Raw genomic sequence first — 17206 nt, forward strand, 5'->3', positions numbered from 1 at the left:
CTTGACCTTCCAGTGGCTGGAGGCCGCAGACTCACCGCCGTGACCGAACCACTTCTGACCATCAGTGCGTTTGCACGCGCTGTCGACCTCGCACCCGGCACTCTGCGCTACTACGACGAGGCGGGGCTGCTCGCGCCGACGGAGGTCGATGCCCGGACCGGCTACCGCTACTACACCGCCGAGCTCGAGCGTCGCGCTCACCTGATCCGTCGGATGCGCGAGGCAGGCCTACCGATCGAAACGATGCGCTCCGTGCTCGACGGATCGGTCGACGACGCAGTCGATGTGCTGCAGGAGTTCGCCGAACGCGCACAGACAGCCGCACAGCGCACCCAGAGCGCGGTGGCGGATGTGATCGCGAGCCTGCGGTCCGAAGCAGTGGCGAACAAACCCGCCTCGGCCACGGTCGACGCTGGGGAGCTCGCCGCGGCGCTGCGGCGGGTCCTGCCGGCCGCTGACACGGATACCGACTCGCCGCTGAGCGTGATCGCACTCGACATCACCGGCGAAGCGTTGTCGGTCGTCGCGACCGACCGCTACTGGCTTGCGTGCTGGGATCTCGAACTCTTCGAACGAACCGGCGACGCGCACAGGTTCGTCGTCCCACGTGACCGCGTCCAAGACTCGATCGCCTGGCTCGAGCGCCGGGACACCGTCCAACTCGCAGCGGCAGACGACACGCTACGCCTGACCGATCCGGACGGTGCAACGACAAGCGTCATGCTGGAGCCCGATCGCTTTCCCGCGTATCGCCTGATCCTCGACAGCGCCCTCACCTGCGGGGGCCGAGCAACCATCGGACGAGCGAAGCTGTTGGCCGCGCTCGGATCCGACGACGCCACGCCGGTGCGTCTCCGGTTCGGTGGCGAGCGCGTCGCCGTCCGACAGCATGACGGCGCCGAAGGGGTACGTCTGCCGGCGACGACGGTTGGCGAGCCGATCGAGCTCGGCTTCTCACCCGCCCTCCTCGCAAAGGCCTTACGCTCGATGGTCGGCAGCGACGTCACCTTCTCGTACGACGACGGCCGGCGCGCGGTCAGAGTCGTCTCGGCCGAGCAGCGACGACTCGTCGCACTCGTGATGCCGATGCGTCTCGATTCGCCGAAATGACCGAGACCACGACGGCGGAGTCGCGTACGCGTGTATTCCGCGGCGGGTTCGCGGCCTGGCTGTCGGCGGGCACGCTCGCCGCGGTCGGCGACGGGGTGCTGTACTTCGCGATCGGCTGGACCGCCACCGGCGTCAGTGGATCATTCGCCGGACTGGCGATGACCCTCGTGGTACTGCCGCGCACGCTCCTGCTGCTCATCGGCGGCGCGGCCGGGGATCGGTGGGGACTGCGGCGCACGATGATCGCCTGCGATGCCGCTCTCGCCGCGACGTTGGTTGCGTACCTTGTCGCGGACCGCGGTGAGGTACCCATCACCACGCTACTTGTCGCGCTCTCCCTGGCGATCGGAGTGACCAGCGCATTTCGGATGCCGGCGGCGGGAGCGTTCCCGCGGCTGTTCGCCGACGACGACACTCTCGCACGCACCATGTCCGTGACCAGCAGCATGCTGCAGGTCGCCCGGCTGTCCGGTCCGCCGCTGGGCGGCATCGTCGTCGCAGCCGCTGGAATGGCCGGCGCGATCAGCGGCAACCTCCTCGGCTGCGTTCTGATCCTGGTCGTCCTCACGTTCGTACGGCCACCACACGAGGCGCCCAGCGGTACTCCAGGCGAAGGGTCCACGCTCGCGCGTATCCGCGCCGCCCTCTCCGCCGTGCGTACCCGACCGGAGCTCGTGACCCTGCTCGCCGCCATCGGACTCGTCGCGGCCGGCGTGATCCCGATGTTGAGCCTGTGCGTTCCCCTGGCCGCCCGCGAACGCGGATGGAGCGCTGGAGCAACCGGTCTGGTCGAGGCCGGCTGGATCGTCGGAACGCTCGGCGTGACTCTCTTGGTGGCCCGATACGGACCACGTGCGCGGGCAATCGGGCCGCTCATCGCCGGACCGCTCGTCACTGCGGCCGGCGTGGTCGTCGTCGCATTCGCGGCGCCCATACAGGTCGCGCTGGCCGGTGCACTCGTGATGGGAGTGGGCACCGCTACGTTCACCACGCACGCGTTGCCGATCTACGTTCTCGCGACGCCCGCCGGGATGCTCGCGAGATTCCAGGCCCTTGCCGGGCTCGTCCAGGTCGCGCCGATGGTCGTGACGAACAACGTGCTCGGCATGGTCGGCAGCGACGGCCATGCGGCACGGGCGATGGTGCTCGTCGCGATCGGAACGACGTTGGCCGCCGTGGTGATCGCTTCGAACCCGTGGCTACGGAGCCACGGTCGATCGCGCAGTCGGGCGTGACCTTCGTACGCCGCGCTCGTTGAACCAACCAGACCCGCCCGGTGGCGGCGACTCGACATGCGACACCGGGCGGGTCTTCAACGCCGCCCGGTGCGACCTCAGTCGAGGTAGTCGCGCAGGACCTGTGACCGCGACGGGTGACGCAGCTTGCTCATCGTCTTCGACTCGATCTGCCGGATCCGCTCGCGGGTGACGCCGTAGACCTTGCCGATCTCGTCGAGGGTCTTGGGCTGACCGTCGGTCAGGCCGAACCGCATCGACACGACACCGGCCTCACGCTCACTCAGCGTGTCGAGGACCGCGTGCAGCTGCTCCTGCAGCAACGTGAACGACACGGCGTCGGCCGGGACGATCGCCTCGGAGTCCTCGATCAGATCGCCGAACTCGGAGTCGCCGTCCTCACCGAGCGGGGTGTGCAGGCTGATCGGCTCGCGGCCGTACTTCTGCACCTCGACGACCTTCTCCGGAGTCATGTCGAGCTCCTTGGCGAGCTCCTCTGGGGTCGGCTCCCGACCGAGGTCCTGCAGCATCTGGCGCTGTACGCGGGCCAGCTTGTTGATGACCTCGACCATGTGCACGGGGATCCGGATCGTACGCGCCTGATCGGCCATCGCCCGGGTGATCGCCTGGCGGATCCACCAGGTGGCGTACGTCGAGAACTTGTAGCCCTTGGTGTAGTCGAACTTCTCGACCGCACGGATCAGTCCGAGGTTGCCCTCCTGGATCAGGTCGAGGAAGAGCATTCCCCGGCCGGTGTAGCGCTTGGCGAGCGAGACGACGAGACGGAGGTTCGCCTCGAGCAGGTGGTTCTTCGCGCGCTTACCGTCGATGCTGATCCACTCGAGCTCCTCGGTGAGCTTCGCGGTCACCTTGTCGCCGGAGCCCAGCTTCTCCTCGCTGAACAGACCTGCCTCGATGCGCTTGGCGAGCTCGACCTCCTGCGCGGCGTTCAGCAGCGAGACCTTGCCGATCTGCTTCAGGTAGTCCTTGACCGGATCGGCCGTCGCACCGGCGACGGTGACCTGCTGCTCCGGTTCATCGGTGTCGTCGGTCGTGGAGAGGGTGAAGCCTTGCTTCTCGTCCTCTTTGAGCGTCGGGTCGTTCGCGAGGTCTTTCTCGAACTCCTCGTCCGGGATGTCGGCGAGGACCTTCTTGCCCTTCTCGTCGACGGTCGCGACCGCCTCGGCCGACGACGCGGCCTTCTTGGCAGGCTTCTTCGCGGCCGGCTCCTTGGCCTTCTTGGCCGGCGCCTTCTTCTTCGCGGCAGCCTTCTTCGTCGACGCAGTGACGGTCGCGCGACTGCTCGCTGCAGCCGCGACCCGCTTACGTGAGTCCGATGCCGTCACCTCCACCGTGATGCCGGCGTCGGCGAGTAGACGCAACAGCGCCTTGTGATGCGAGGGCGAGATCGAAGCCTCGGCGACGGCGGCGCGTACGTCGTCCGCGCTGACGCGGCCGGTGGCCTTGCCCGTCTCGATCAGATCGGTCACTGCCGGGGAGTTGAGCAAATCGTGTTGCATGGTGCTAGCCGTGCTGGCGGACACAAAAGACCTCTCGACTACGGAATGATGGCGCGGCAAACCACCCTCCGGTCAACCGCAGCACACCAAGTCTGCCACGACGCCGCGGCAGATTCACGGCGACCCAGTGGTTTGTCTCCTGGAAGTACAGGTATCGGCTCGCTCACTTATCGGCTTTGACGGCGAGCACCGGGCAGGGCGAGTCGAGAAGTACCCGCTGTGCATTGCTGCCGAGGATCAGCTTGCCCACCGGCGAACGGCGCCGCAGACCGATCACGATGAAGTCTGCGTTGAGGTCTTCTGCCACCTTGATCAGGTCATCGGCGGGGTCCATACCGCGTACGAGCTGGCGGATCTCGTGGTCGACACCGGCGTCCTGCAGCTTCTCGCGAACCTCCTGCAGCTGCTGCTCGGTCTCGAGCGCGTCGTCTCGGTCGAAGTCACGACCACCGCGATGGGAGTTGACCACGATGAGTCGCGCATTGCGCAGGACCGCTTCCTCGGCCGCGCGGTCGAGCGCGGCCCGACCCTCCTGCTTGGGTACGTAGCCCACCACGATCGTGCTCATAACTGGCACCCTCCTGTCGTCGCCGATAAGCCGGCTTCGCCGATGTCGACCCGAGGTTATCGGATATCCGCTCAGTACGGTGGCTCCCGCGTACAGGCAACTGCGGAGAGCTCCCTGTGGATGACGGCGCCGATCGGATCCGGCCGCGGCATCCTGACAGATATGAGACGCATCAAGCCCGAACTCGACGGCGTCGACCCCGACCGGGCCGATGCCTTCGCCCGCTGGCGCATCCTCGGCCTGCGCGGCGCCCACCTCTCACGCAGCTTCAAGCCCCGGCTGTCCCTGGTCGCCGTCACGGACATCAACGGCACTCGGCACCTGCCCGACGACCGCGCCTGGTGGGAGCCGCCGCATCCGGTCGCAGGCACCCGCACGGCATCGGTGCGATCCGTCGACGCCGGTCTCGCGACGGAGATCGCGGCGCGGCTCCTGTACGACATCGGTCCCGAGCCGGTCGTCGCGGTGTGGACGCGACTCGGTACGAACGACGAAGCAGACAGCGATGTCAACTGGTGGGCAGCACTCGGTCGCGGCGCGGGGATCGCGGGTGTCGCTGTCCCGCCGATGCTGGTGGTGACCCGCTCGGGTTGGCGTTGCGTACCGGCCGGTTCGAGCCGCACCTGGTGCCGGCTGCGTGCGACCGGCTGAGAGCACGCTCCTAGACCGGCCAGGCGTGCACGGGTTCGTTGCTGTGCATGTGCTCTGCGTACGCGAGGACCACAGCGTGCAGAGCGTCCGAGCGACTACGTCGTGCGTCGTCGTACGCCTTGTGGAACGCCGCGATCTGCCAAGTGGACCCGTTGCGCCCCGTCAGACAGCGTTGTTCGATCACGCCGAGCAGGCGATCGCGCTCCGACGCCGCGACACCGAAGGCCTCGAGGCCTTCGTACGCGAGCGGGAGCAGCCGGCGAAGTACCAGCTCTGTCGCGGGTACGGCTCCCAAGCCCGGCCAGAACAGCTGCGCGTCGATGCCGTGCCGCGCCGCCGTGTGGAAGTTCTCCTCGGCAGCGCTGAACGACATCTGCGACCACAGTGGGCGCTCGCTGCCGACAAGGGCTCGGGTCACACCGAAGTAGAACGCGGCGTTCGCCATCGTGTCGACGACCGTCGGGCCCGCCGGGAGCACGCGGTTCTCCACACGTACGTGCGGACGATCGGCGATCACGTCGTAGACCGGGCGGTTCCAGCGGTAGATCGTGCCGTTGTGCAGCCGGAGCTCGGCGAGCGTCGGTGTGTCACCCCGCTCGAACACCTCGACCGGATCCTCGTCGTCGAGAATCGGCAGCAGGGCCGGAAAGTAGCGGACGTTCTCCTCGAAGAGGTCGAAGATCGAGTTGACCCAACGCTCTCCGAACCACACCCGGGAGCGCACCCCCTGCGTCTTGAGCTCCTCGCTGCGAGTGTCGGTCGCCTGCTCGAACAACGCGATCCGCGTTTCGTGCCATAGCTGTTTACCGAGCAGGAACGGCGAATTGGCGCCGAGCGCGAGCTGCACACCCGCAACCGCCTGGGACGCGTTCCAGTACGGCGCGAAGTCGTCGGGGCCCACTTGAAGATGGAGCTGGGTGCTCGTGCAGGCGGCCTCGGGCACGATGGTGTCCGCCGTCGTCTGCAACCGCTCGGCACCGTCGATGGTGATCGAGATGTCTTCGCCACGCGCCGCGAGGATCTGGTCGGAGAGCAATGCGTACCGGGGATTCGGCGACAGCGACTCGGCCGTCATGTGGCCGTGCCCGAGCGTCGGGAGAATCCCGATGGTCAACAGATGCGCGCCGACTCCGGAGGCCTTGCGGGCCGCTTCGTTGAGATCGTCGCGAATGCCGTCCTCGAACGCTGCGAGCCCTCCGTCGTCGAGTCGTCGTGGCGGCACGTTGATCTCGATGTTGAACTGCCCGAGCTCGGTCTGGAAGTCGTCATCGGCGATCGCCTCGAGCGCCTCGACGTTCTTGAGCGCCGGCGAGCCCTCGTCGTCGATGAGGTTCAGCTCGATCTCGATGCCCGACATCGGGCGATCGATGTCGAAGCGCGATGCGCTGAGCATCCGGGCGAACACATCGAGGCACCGACGGACCTTGGCCCGATAGCGGGTGCGGTCCTCACGGCTGAACGTGCGCTGGTCGACTTCTTGTCCCATGGCGGCTCCCGTGCTGCTGGTGCGCCCGAGTCTGCCACCTCCGCGGCGCTCATGTGCGTTGCCGTACCTCGAAACCGTCGGGCAACTGACTCGCGATGACCTCCGGGTCGAACGTGCGCCACGCGCTCGGCGGCACGCAGCGCACGAGCAGGTCGCGAAGGAGCAGACCGAGCGAGTAGTCGGGCTCGGCGCGCGCCGCTTGCTCGAGCGCAACGCTCGCACCGGTGCCGTTGCCGCCGAGCCACGACGAGAACGCAGCAAGGCAGAGCGCCGGGGCACGGAACGGATCGACCGCGCGCTGCGCCACGGTCGTCCAGACCTGAAGGTGCAGATGTGCGTTGTCGTGCTCGATGTAGGACCACGCGAGATCGCGTACGGACAGCAGCAGCGTCCAGATGCTCAACCGGGCGGCGTCCTCGTCGCTGAGCGAGCCCGCTCGTTCTTCGTCTAGATCGGCGAGCAGGTCGCGTACGCCCGTAGCCGCCGCACGCACCAGGTCGGGATTCTCGGCCACCTCCCTCCCCCAGCCTTCGTCGTCAGCGGTCAGGCCGGCAACGGACAGGATCTCCTCGGCGACCCGGTCGGTGACGGCCTCCATCTCCTCGGCCCGCGCACCGCTGACCGGCTCGAAGCGTCGCTCGAGGTCGGCTCGGTCCTGCAACACCTCGAGGCCGTTGAACACGGCGGCGGCCAGCGTCGCCGACGACTCGATGTCGTACGGCGTGCCCTCGGACGGGCAGCAGTCCTCCCGCTCGCACACGTACGACCAGTAGCGGGATCCGTCGCAGCGGACCGCCTCCGGCACCTCGATATCGCTCGCTTCGAGCCGGGTACGCAAGGCGCCGACAAGGGAGTCGGCCGCGAGCCTCTCGACACCGCGGGTATCGGCGTTGAGCTCGGGCTCGACGTACGCGAAGAGGATGACCGCGTCCGGCTCCGCTGCGAGAAACGGCCCCATGACGTAGTCGGCACATGCCTCGACACACTCGGTTGCGGGCAGGTCGACACGGAGGCGAAACCCGAAGCGCTTGCCGTGCAGGGCCATCGCGACGAGGGACCGCCGTGGATGGAACCCGAGCGCCGCCGGCACGAAGCCGAGGAGGTCGGGGATCGACTTGGCTCGCATCACCGGCTCGTCGTCGAGACGCTCGGAACGCGACTTGCTGAGTTCGCGCCGTGTGGCGCGTCGTGATCTGCTGCTCATACCTTCAACATGCCGCCGCGCGTACCAAAGATGTCGAACTTATCCACAGCCCCGCCGAGCTGTCGGTACGAGCTGAGACGATGCGCCCATGCGTTCTGAGCCGTCGGTCCTGCATCTCGACCTCGATGCGTTCTTCGCATCGGTCGAGCAGCGCGACAAGCCTTCGTTGCGCGGCAAACCCGTGATCGTCGGCGGTATCGGGCCGCGCGGCGTCGTGTCGACCGCGTCGTACGAAGCGCGGAAGTTCGGGGTGCACTCCGCGATGTCGACGGCGCGGGCACGTGCCCTCTGCCCGCATGCGGCGTTCCTCGCCGGGCGATTCGGCGCTTACCGAGCGACCAGTCGGCGGGTGATGCGCGTTCTTCGCGACCACTCACCCGTACTCGAGCAGTTGTCCGTCGACGAGGCGTTCGTCGACCTCGCCGAGGGCAAGCTCGATGACTTCTCGCCGTCGGGGCTCGAGCGCGCGATCCGCGACCTCAAGGCGGCGGTACGCGAGGCGAGCGGCGGCATCGCGGGTTCGGCGGGTGTTGCGACCTCGAAGCTGATCGCCAAGATCGCAAGCGACCTCGACAAACCCGACGGCCTGCGCGTCGTACCCGCGGGCACCGAGCAAGACCTGATCCGGCCGATGCAGGTGACCGTCATCCCCGGCGTCGGCCCGGCCACGAGCGAGCGACTACGCCGGGCCGGCATCCACACCGTCGCCGACGCCGAGCAGGTCAGTGAGTCAGAGCTCGTACGCCTGCTCGGCAATGCACACGGTCATGCGTTGTACCGGCTCGTACGCGCCGATGACGACCGTCCCGTCGAGGCCTACCGCGAGGCGAAGTCGGTCAGCGTCGAAGACACCTTCGACACCGATCTCGTCGACTCGACGGTGTTGCGCTCCATCGTCGCCCGCCATGCCGCCAAGGTGTGTGAGCGGCTCCGCGCCTCCCAGCTGTCCGGGCGAACCGTCACCGTGAAGATCAGGCTGTACGACTTCACCACCCACAGCAGATCTGCGACGCTGCCCGGGCCCACCGACGATCCGCGGGTGGTCTCGAGGGTCGCCCGCCGTCTCGTCGACGAGGTCGACACCGTCGCGGGCGTTCGTCTGCTCGGCGTCGGTGTCTCCGGTCTGGCCGACTGGATCCAGGAGGATCTCTTCGGCTCCGAACCCGATGACGAGATCCCCGACGAACCCGACGTCGTGGTCCCGGAGCTGCGCGAGAGTATTCGCTACGTTCCCGGCGGCGACGTCGTCCACGACGAGTACGGCCCGGGTTGGGTGTGGGGAGCCGGTCTGGGCAGGGTCACCGTGCGCTTCGAGACCGCCACTACCCCGCCGGGTCCTGTACGCACGTTCTCCGTCGACGACCCCGCCCTCGCGCCGCATCGCGTCACCGACGAAGACGATGTCGAGGACGACCACGACCCCGATAGCGTGGCGCCATGACGACCGAGCAGACCACCCTGACGCCGCCCGTCGCGCGCCGCGTACCCCAAGAGCGCACCCACCACGGAGACACCGTCGTCGACGAGTACGAGTGGCTCCGCGAGAAGGACTCACCCGAGACCATTGCCTACCTCGAGGCGGAGAACGCCTACGCCGAGCAGCAGACGGCACATCTGTCCGGTCTCCGCGACACGCTCTTCGACGAGATCAAGACGCGCACCCAGGAGACCGACCTGTCGGTTCCGACCCGTCGCGGCGAATGGTGGTACTACACCCGCACCGTCGAAGGTCAGCAGTACGGTCTGCACTGCCGACGGCCCGTCGACGATCCGCACGACTGGACCCCGCCGGACCTGGACGCACGCGGCAACACCGACGACGAGCAGGTGCTCCTCGACGGCAACGCCGAAGCCGAGGGGCACGACTTCTTCTCGCTCGGCGCCTTCTCCATCAGCCGTGACGGCAACCTGCTCGCGTACGCGACAGACACGACCGGCGACGAGCGGTTCACCATCCGGGTCAAGGACCTCCGCACCGGCGAGCTACTTGACGACACGATCCCCAACGCCCACTACGGCGCAACCTGGTCGCTCACCGGGTCCCATCTCTTCTACACCACCGTCGACGACGCATGGCGTCCCGACAAGGTGTGGCGCCATCGCATCGGCACCCCGCCCGCAGACGACGTCGTGGTGCTCCACGAGCCCGACGACCGCTACTGGGTCGGCGTCGGGTCCACCCGCAGCGAGCGCTACCTGGTCATCGCGCTCGGCTCGAAGGTCACCAGCGAGTACCACGTCATCGACGCATCCGAGCCCGAACAACAGCCGCGGGTCGTACTCCCCCGCCGCGAGGGCGTCGAGTACTCCGTCGACCATGTCGTCGTCGACGGCGCCGACCGCTTCCTGATCATGCACAACGACGGCGCCGAGAACTTCGAGCTGGTCGAGACCCCCGCCGATGCGACCGACCGGGCGAACTGGCGCACGCTGCTCCCCCACGACCCGGACGTACGCCTGGAGAGCTCCGATGCGTTCGCCGACCGGATCGTGATCGGCTATCGGCGCGATGCGCTGACCCGGCTCGGCGTCATCGAGATCGGCTCCGACGGATACGCCCCGATGCGCGAGATCGAGTTCGACGAGCCGTTGTTCACCTGCGACACCGCGGGCAACCCCGAGTGGAGCCAGCCGTACGTACGGATCGCGTACACCTCGTTCGTCACGCCGATGACCGTGTTCGACTATGTCCCCGAGTCGGGCGATCTGATCGTACGCAAACGTCAGCCCGTGCTCGGCGGCTACGACCCGGCCGACTACGAACAGCATCGGGTGTGGGCGCACGCCGACGACGGTGAGCAGATTCCGATCTCCGTCGTCGTACGCAAGGGCACCCCGCGCGACGGCTCCGCACCGTTCCTGCTCTACGGCTACGGCGCGTACGAAGCGAGCTCCGACCCCGGCTTCAGCATCTCGCGATTGTCGCTGCTCGATCGCGGTATGGGCTACGCCGTCGCGCATGTGCGCGGCGGCGGCGAGCTCGGGCGTCACTGGTACGAGAACGGCCGCCTGCTCCGCAAACGCAACACGTTCACCGACTTCGTCGCCGTTGCCCGCCAGCTGGTCGCCGAGCGCTGGACCTCCCACGACCGGCTGGTGGCCGAGGGCGCGAGCGCGGGCGGGCTGCTGATCGGCGCGGTCGCGAACATCGCCCCCGATGCGTTCGCCGGCGTACTCGCCGAGGTCCCGTTCGTCGACGCGCTGACGTCGATCCTCGACCCGTCGCTGCCCCTCACGGTCGTCGAATGGGACGAGTGGGGCAACCCGCTGCACGACCCCGACGTCTACGAGTACCTCAAGGGCTACTCCCCCTACGAGAACGTCTCCGCGCAGGCGTACCCGCCGATCCTGGCCACCACCAGCCTGCACGACACCCGGGTCCTGTACGTCGAACCCGCCAAATGGGTCGCTCGGCTGCGGGCGACGAAGTCCGGCGACGCCGAGGTGCTGCTCAAGACCGAGATGAGCGCCGGGCACGGCGGCGTCAGCGGCCGCTACGAGGCGTGGAAGGAGCGCGCGTACGAGCTCGCCTGGGCACTCGACAAGGCCGGGCTCGCGGAGGTGGGCCCCCGCTGAGCCGGTCCCGCACGGTGAGTTCCGCGGAATCGCGCACAGAAAGACCCTCGGGGGCCTACGCTGCGGTCACCACGACCGAGGGAGAACTCCGTGCCCGTCCGTACCCGCCTCACCGTTCCTGTCGCACTCGCCGCAGCCGGTCTCGTCCTGACCTCACTGACCGCCGCCGGCGCGTCGGGTGCTCCGGACGAATCCGACCGAGTCTCGGTGGACCAGCTCGCGAAGTCGAAGTACGCCACCAAGGTGAAGGTGATGACCCGCAACGTCTTCCTGGGCGCCGATCTCGGTCCGGGGCTCGCGGCGCCGGACACCGACGGGCTGATCCGCGGCGCGGGGCAGATCCTGAACCAGGTCGACGCCAACGACTTCCGCAAGCGCGCCGACGCGCTCGCACATGAGATCACCTACCGCAAACCCGATCTGATCGGGCTGCAGGAGGTCGCGAAGTGGCGTACGGCCCCGTGCGACTCTCCGTACTTCCCACCACAGGCCAAGCACGTGCGTTACGACTTCCTCAAGATCCTCCTACGCAAGCTGAACGCCGACGGACGTACGTACAAGCTCGTACGCGCACAGAAGCAGTTCGACTTCGAGGTTCCTGCCAACACCACCGGCGATCCCGAGCCGAACCACTGCGATATCAACGGCCGCCTCACCATGCGCGACGTGATCCTCGCCCGCACCGACGGCCGCAAGATCGAGCTCCGCAACCGGCAGGGCGGCACGTTCAACCACCTGTTCAAGGTTCGCCCCGGCGGCCTGATCAACTTCCCCGTCAAGCGCGGCTGGCTCAGCGTCGACGCCAAGGTCGGCAAGAGCCCGCGGTTCCGGTTCGTCGCGACCCACCTCGAGGCGTTCGACGACGAGACGCAAAAGCCCAGCATCCGCGCCCGCCAGGCCCGCGAACTGGTCCGCAAGAAGGGCCCGATCGGGTCCAGCAAGCTACCCGTCGTCCTCGTCGGCGACCTCAACTCCGACGTACGCACCGAGGTGAAACCCGGCGACGGCCAGGCGTACCGCGCCCTACTCGACGCCGGCCTGCGCTCTCGCGCCGTACGTAAGCCGATGTCGTGCTGCCTGCACCTCGACCTACTCGGCCCCGACGCCAAGCGGGCGGACAACAAGCAGCGCGACCATGTGGTCGACCACATCATGACCGATGCGACGAAGCGGATCCTGCGCTTCCGCGGCGCCGTCACCGGTAAGAAGCCGTACCAGGGCTGGTGGGGATCCGATCACGCCGGCGTCGTGACCCAGTTGCTGATGCTCAAATAGGCGGTCGCGCCCCCGGACCCAGGAAACCCTGAGAATCCGGGGGCGAAGGTAAGAAAGACCTGAGAGCCGCAACTTCGACAGGTTCCCGTTCGTCTGGCCTGTATCGGCGGAATCAACGCCGCCTGTACAGCGTTGAACCTGGTGTCGATACCGGGGGTACGACACAGATGACGAAGGAGTTGGTCTCAGTGGCTACGACGACCGTAACGAAGAGGTCCAAATCAGACGTGCGTCGGCCGCGAGAGTCCGCCGAAGGACGCGACAGCGTCGGCATGTATCTCGATGAGATCTCGCGGACTCCGCTGCTCGACGCGGCCCGTGAGGTCGAGCTCGCCAAGGCAATCGAGGCGGGTCTGTTCGCCCGCCAGCTGCTCAACGAGGGCAAGATCGGCCGCGCCAAGGGCGGCGCGCCGAAGCGGGCCAACGCCGAGGAGCTGGAGTGGCTGGCGGAGGAGGGCGAGCGCGCGATTCAGGAGTTCATCTCGGCGAACCTGCGCCTCGTGGTCTCGATCGCGCGTAAGTACGGTCGCGCACAGATGCCGCTGCTCGATCTGGTGCAGGAGGGCAACACCGGCCTGATCCGCGCGGTCGAGAAGTTCGACTACGTGAAGGGCTTCAAGTTCTCCACGTACGCCACCTGGTGGGTACGCCAGGCGATCACCCGCGGGATCGCTCAGCAGGCCCGCGTCGTACGCCTGCCGGTGCACGTCGTGGAGGAGTTGAACCAGGTCGGAGCCGCCCGCCGCAATCTCGAGCGCCAGCTCGGCCGCGAGCCGGAGCCGGATGAGATCGCCGCCGAGCTCGATATGGACCTGCATCGGGTGCTCGACCTGATCGCCTGGGGTCGCGACCATGTGAGCCTCGACACGCCGGTCGATGAGGACGGCGACACCTCGCTCGGCGATCTCGTCGCTCGTGAGACGCTGCCCGGTCCGGACATCACGGTGCTCGACGTCGAGTCACGCGACCGGCTCTCGGGTCTGGTCGACAAGCTCGGCGAGCGCGAGGCAGACATCATCCGCGCTCGGTACGGCCTGCTCGACGGTCGTCAGCACAAGCTCGCCGATATCGGACGGCGACACGGCATCTCTGCCGAGCGAGTACGCCAACTCGAGCGCGAGGCGATCGCCCGTCTCCGTACCATCGCGGATCCTGATCTCGCCGCCTGACCCTCACCAGGCGCGCAGCGTGCGCCAGACCTCGTCAACGCGCTGAGCGAGCTCCGCAAGCGAACCGGTGTTGTCGATCACCAGATCGGCGACACCGGTTCTGCGTTCCCGGCTCGCCTGTGCGGCAATCCGCGATCGGGCTTCCTCCTCGGACATCCCGCGCAGCTCGCGGAGCCGCTCGACCTGCAGCTCGGTCGGCACGTCGACCACGACCAGTACGTCGAAGGCATCCTCCTGCCCGGTCTCGACCAGCAGTGGAATGTCATGCACCACGACCGCGTCCGGACCGGCCTCGGCGGCGATCGCGGCCGACCGTGCTCGGACGCGGGGATGAATGATCTCCTCGAGCCGGCGGCGGGCTCGCGGGTCGGCGAAAACGCGCTGACCCAGGGCGGCCCGATCGAGGTGCCCATCGGCGGTGAGGACATCGTCGCCGAACTCGTCGACCACCTCGGCAAGACCGGCGGTGCCACGGTCGACGACCTCACGAGCGAGTAGGTCGGAGTCGATCACGATGGCGCCACGTTCGGCGAGCAGTTTGCTCACCTCGCTCTTGCCGGAGCCGATCCCGCCGGTGAGTCCCACCTGAGTCATAGCGGGAAGTCTGCCAGCCGCCACGCCGACGAGGTCGAGCAGAGTGCGTGGCCGGGACCGGCGTACGCCGGTCCCGCCGTCGCCATCGCAACCGCATAGGGTGTCCTCGGTCAACGAGGAAGGACCGGCAATGCACCTGCAGAACACCGCGGCCATCGTCACCGGCGCCGCTTCCGGGCTCGGCGCCGCGACCGCGCTCGCGCTCACCGGACACGGCGCGACCGTGTACGGCCTCGATCTGCCCAATGCGATCGACGCGGCCGAACCCACCGACGGCGTGACGCTCGTGCCGACCGACGTGACCGACCCGGACCAGGTGCAAGCCGCGGTCGAATCTGCCGCCGCTGACGCGAACCCGCTTCGTACGGTGGTCAACTGCGCCGGCATCGGCCCTTCGATGCGGATCCTCGGGCGCAAGGGCGCACACGACCTCGCGACCTACCGCAAGGTCATCGAGATCAATCTGATCGGCACGTTCAACGTGCTGACGCTCACTGCCGAGGCGATCGCCACGACGGAGCCCGATCCGAACGGCCAGCGCGGCGTCGCCGTCAACACGGCGTCGATCGCGGCGTACGACGGTCAGATCGGTCAGGCTGCGTACGCCTCGTCCAAGGGCGGCGTCGTCGGCCTGACCCTGCCGGCCGCGCGCGACCTGGCGTCGTCGGGCATCCGGGTCTGCACGATCGCGCCGGGGATCGTCGACACCCCGATGCTGGCGACCGTCAGTGAAGAGTTCCGCGCGGCGCTCGCCGAGGGCATCCCGTTCCCCCAGCGCCTCGCCGATCCGCAGGAGTACGCCAGGCTCGTCACGATGATCATCGAGCACGACTACCTCAACGGCGAGACGATCCGGATGGACGGCGCACTGCGCATGGCGCCGCGCTGACTCAGCGGCCATGCCCGACCGAGATCTGGAGATCGACGACTCGCTTGTCGTACCGGCCGCAGAACTGCACTGGCGGTTCTCGCGGTCGTCGGGTCCCGGCGGCCAACACGTCAACACGACGGACACTCGCGTCGAGCTTCAATGGGATGTCGCCCGGTCGTCGGTGCTCGACGAGGCCAGGCGGAACCTTCTCCTGCAGCGACTCGACAACCGGCTGTCGGGCGGCGTGCTGACGGTCGCGTCGTCGCAGTTCCGCTCCCAGCTACGCAATCGCGAGGCCGCGCGCAACGCGATGGCGGCGCTCGTACGAGCGTCGTTGCGCCGACGCCGCACGCGCCGTCCGACGAAGCCGACCCGCGGCTCGCAGCGCCGTCGGCTCGACGAGAAGCGAAAGCGCGGTGAGCAGAAGCGGCTGCGACGTCGTCCCGACGAGTGACGCTGCGCCCAACCTGGCGCGCATCGGCGAGGCGCAGCTACGCAACCAGACCCTGACCGATCTCGGCGACCAGCTCGTCGACCATTACGTCGGCAAGGCCAAACAGGACGGCGTACGAACTGCTCGTCGCGGCCGCAGGACCCGAGCACTCCCTACTCGGGCCGATCCGGGCGGAGGATACCCCCGCGTCCCGGATCCTGCGCAGCCTCGGGCTCACCTGGGACGGTCTGCGCGAGGCGGTCGAGGGCAGAGTGGCCGAACCGACGACCGAGTGAGCTTCAGCCGGCCTCGACGCAACCGAACGTACGCCGGTAGTCGGCGGGCGTTGTGCCCCGAGCGGCCGAGAAATGATGTCGCAACGTCGCAGCATTGCCGAACCCGGCTCGAGCCGCGATCTCGTCGATACCGAGCATGGTGTCTTCGAGGAGCTGCTCGGCGAGTGCGACACGTTGCTGGCTGACCCACTGGTGCGGAGTCGTCCCGGTTTCGTCGCGGAAGCGGCGCGCGAACGTACGCGGTGACATCAGCGCGCGCCGGGCGAGCGTGTCGACCGACAGCTCCTCGGCGAGGTTGCCGCGGGCCCACTCCAGCAGCGGTGCGAGCGTATCGGCGGTGTCCTCGACGATCGGCGTACGGACGTACTGCGCCTGGCCGCCGTCGCGTTGCGGGGGTACAACCATCCGGCGGGCGAACGCTCCGGCGACCTTTGCACCGAACTCCATTCGGACCAGATGCAGGCACGCGTCGAGCCCGGCTGCGCAGCCGGCGCCCGTGTAGACCCGGTCGTCATCGACGTACAAGACGTCGACGTCAACCTTCGCCTCCGGGAACTGCTCGGCCAATCGATCGGCGTGGCGCCAATGGGTCGCGCAGCGCCGCCCGTCGAGCAGGCCGGTCCGGCCGAGCACGAACGCCCCTGTGCAATGGGTGAGGATGGTCGCCCCGCGCGCATGTGCTGCCCGGATCACGTCGAGCACCTCGTCGGACACCAGATCCGATCGCATGGTCGGGCAGACCGCGACCAGATCTGCGTCGGCGACCCGTTCGAGCCCGTGCTCGACGCGAATATCGAACCCGGTCGACCCGCGTACGTGAGTCGATGGCCCACACACCGCGAAGTCGAAGGTCGGCGTGTGATCTTCGGGATGCTCCCCCTCGCCCCAGACCTCGCAGAACAACCCGAGCCCGAACGGCTCAACGTAGTCGGTGGCGAGCACGGCGACGTTCTCGATCATGGTGAACGAGCCTGCCACCGCATTGGCAGTAAATCAACTATCGATGGCATCTCTGCCACTCGTGGCAGAAACTTACCCTAGGCAGAATTACTGCCATGAACACCATACTTCTGATCCTCATCGCCATCGCCGCCGTCTACGCCGTCGCCTGGAGCAGCCGCCGCTTCGCGCAGCTGCTCACGGGCGACGGGTACGGGCACCGGCCCGTTCCACGCAGCACCTTCGACCAGAGCAAGCTGGTTCGCTGAGGCCTCGGCC

General features: G+C 67.9%; 16 protein-coding genes. 10 read left to right on the forward strand and 6 right to left on the reverse strand.

Annotation, left to right across the window (positions count from 1 at the left end; all coding sequences use genetic code 11):
• Window positions 1-39: 39 nt before the first annotated feature.
• Window positions 40-1110: a MerR family transcriptional regulator gene (locus MU582_12595; GenBank protein UPK73279.1), complete on the forward strand. Its 1071-nt coding sequence runs from the start codon at window positions 40-42 to the stop codon at window positions 1108-1110.
• The gene (locus MU582_12600) at window positions 1107-2345 is read left to right on the forward strand and encodes an MFS transporter (protein UPK73280.1); all 1239 of its coding nucleotides are present in this window, start codon (window positions 1107-1109) and stop codon (window positions 2343-2345) included. Before MU582_12595 ends, MU582_12600 begins: the two co-directional genes overlap by 4 nt.
• 98 nt (window positions 2346-2443) lie before the next feature.
• On the opposite strand, the gene MU582_12605 is transcribed toward MU582_12600, so the two are convergent.
• Together MU582_12605 and MU582_12610 are read right to left on the reverse strand one after the other, a co-directional pair.
• A complete protein-coding gene (locus MU582_12605) occupies window positions 2444-3865 on the reverse strand; it encodes an RNA polymerase sigma factor (GenBank protein UPK73281.1) in 1422 nt (473 codons plus the stop codon).
• 163 nt (window positions 3866-4028) lie between these two features.
• On the reverse strand, window positions 4029-4433 hold the full coding sequence (locus MU582_12610; protein UPK73282.1) for a universal stress protein: 405 nt from the start codon (window positions 4431-4433) through the stop codon (window positions 4029-4031).
• 162 nt (window positions 4434-4595) lie between these two features.
• Between MU582_12610 and MU582_12615 the strand changes: the two genes are divergently transcribed.
• On the forward strand, window positions 4596-5084 hold the full coding sequence (locus MU582_12615) for a hypothetical protein (GenBank protein ID UPK73283.1): 489 nt from the start codon (window positions 4596-4598) through the stop codon (window positions 5082-5084).
• Window positions 5085-5094: 10 nt separating this feature from the next.
• Here MU582_12615 and MU582_12620 read toward each other — a convergent pair whose 3' ends face one another.
• Window positions 5095-6570, reverse strand: coding sequence for a glutamate-cysteine ligase family protein (locus MU582_12620; protein ID UPK73284.1), 1476 nt, complete (start codon window positions 6568-6570; stop codon window positions 5095-5097).
• 49 nt (window positions 6571-6619) lie between these two features.
• Window positions 6620-7774, reverse strand: coding sequence for a DUF4192 domain-containing protein (locus tag MU582_12625; GenBank protein UPK73285.1), 1155 nt, complete (start codon window positions 7772-7774; stop codon window positions 6620-6622).
• 88 nt (window positions 7775-7862) lie between these two features.
• Between MU582_12625 and MU582_12630 the strand changes: the two genes are divergently transcribed.
• The 4 genes from MU582_12630 (at window position 7863) to MU582_12645 (ending at window position 13794) form a co-directional block, all read left to right on the forward strand.
• Window positions 7863-9215, forward strand: a complete 1353-nt coding sequence (locus MU582_12630; protein UPK73286.1) for a DNA polymerase IV — start codon at window positions 7863-7865, stop codon at window positions 9213-9215.
• Window positions 9212-11350, forward strand: coding sequence for a S9 family peptidase (locus tag MU582_12635; GenBank protein ID UPK73287.1), 2139 nt, complete (start codon window positions 9212-9214; stop codon window positions 11348-11350). Before MU582_12630 ends, MU582_12635 begins: the two co-directional genes overlap by 4 nt.
• Window positions 11351-11440: 90 nt before the next feature.
• Complete coding sequence (locus tag MU582_12640; protein UPK73288.1) at window positions 11441-12625, forward strand: endonuclease/exonuclease/phosphatase family protein; 1185 nt, start codon at window positions 11441-11443, stop codon at window positions 12623-12625.
• Window positions 12626-12792: 167 nt separating this feature from the next.
• Window positions 12793-13794: a sigma-70 family RNA polymerase sigma factor gene (locus tag MU582_12645; protein UPK73289.1), complete on the forward strand. Its 1002-nt coding sequence runs from the start codon at window positions 12793-12795 to the stop codon at window positions 13792-13794.
• 3 nt (window positions 13795-13797) lie between these two features.
• Here the strand turns inward: MU582_12645 and coaE are convergent, their stop codons facing one another.
• Window positions 13798-14388 (reverse strand): dephospho-CoA kinase, encoded by a 591-nt coding sequence (gene coaE / locus MU582_12650; protein ID UPK73290.1) that lies wholly within the window; start codon window positions 14386-14388, stop codon window positions 13798-13800.
• Between the two features lie 130 nt (window positions 14389-14518).
• Between coaE and MU582_12655 the strand changes: the two genes are divergently transcribed.
• Window positions 14519-15277 carry an SDR family oxidoreductase gene (locus MU582_12655; GenBank protein UPK73291.1) on the forward strand — a complete coding sequence of 253 codons (759 nt, stop codon included), beginning with the start codon at window positions 14519-14521 and terminating at the stop codon, window positions 15275-15277.
• A 10-nt stretch (window positions 15278-15287) separates the two neighbouring features.
• Entirely contained in the window at window positions 15288-15713 is a 426-nt protein-coding gene (gene arfB, locus MU582_12660) for an aminoacyl-tRNA hydrolase (GenBank protein UPK73292.1), read from the forward strand.
• A 278-nt stretch (window positions 15714-15991) separates the two neighbouring features.
• Here the strand turns inward: arfB and MU582_12665 are convergent, their stop codons facing one another.
• Window positions 15992-16948, reverse strand: coding sequence for a helix-turn-helix domain-containing protein (locus MU582_12665; protein UPK73293.1), 957 nt, complete (start codon window positions 16946-16948; stop codon window positions 15992-15994).
• A gap of 95 nt (window positions 16949-17043) precedes the next feature.
• On the opposite strand from MU582_12665, the gene MU582_12670 reads away from it, so the two are divergent.
• Window positions 17044-17196 (forward strand): hypothetical protein, encoded by a 153-nt coding sequence (locus tag MU582_12670; GenBank protein ID UPK73294.1) that lies wholly within the window; start codon window positions 17044-17046, stop codon window positions 17194-17196.
• Window positions 17197-17206 lie beyond the last annotated feature (10 nt).

It is taken from the genome of Nocardioidaceae bacterium SCSIO 66511, assembly GCA_023100825.1.
In the GTDB taxonomy this organism is placed as follows: Bacteria; Actinomycetota; Actinomycetes; order Propionibacteriales; family Nocardioidaceae; genus Solicola.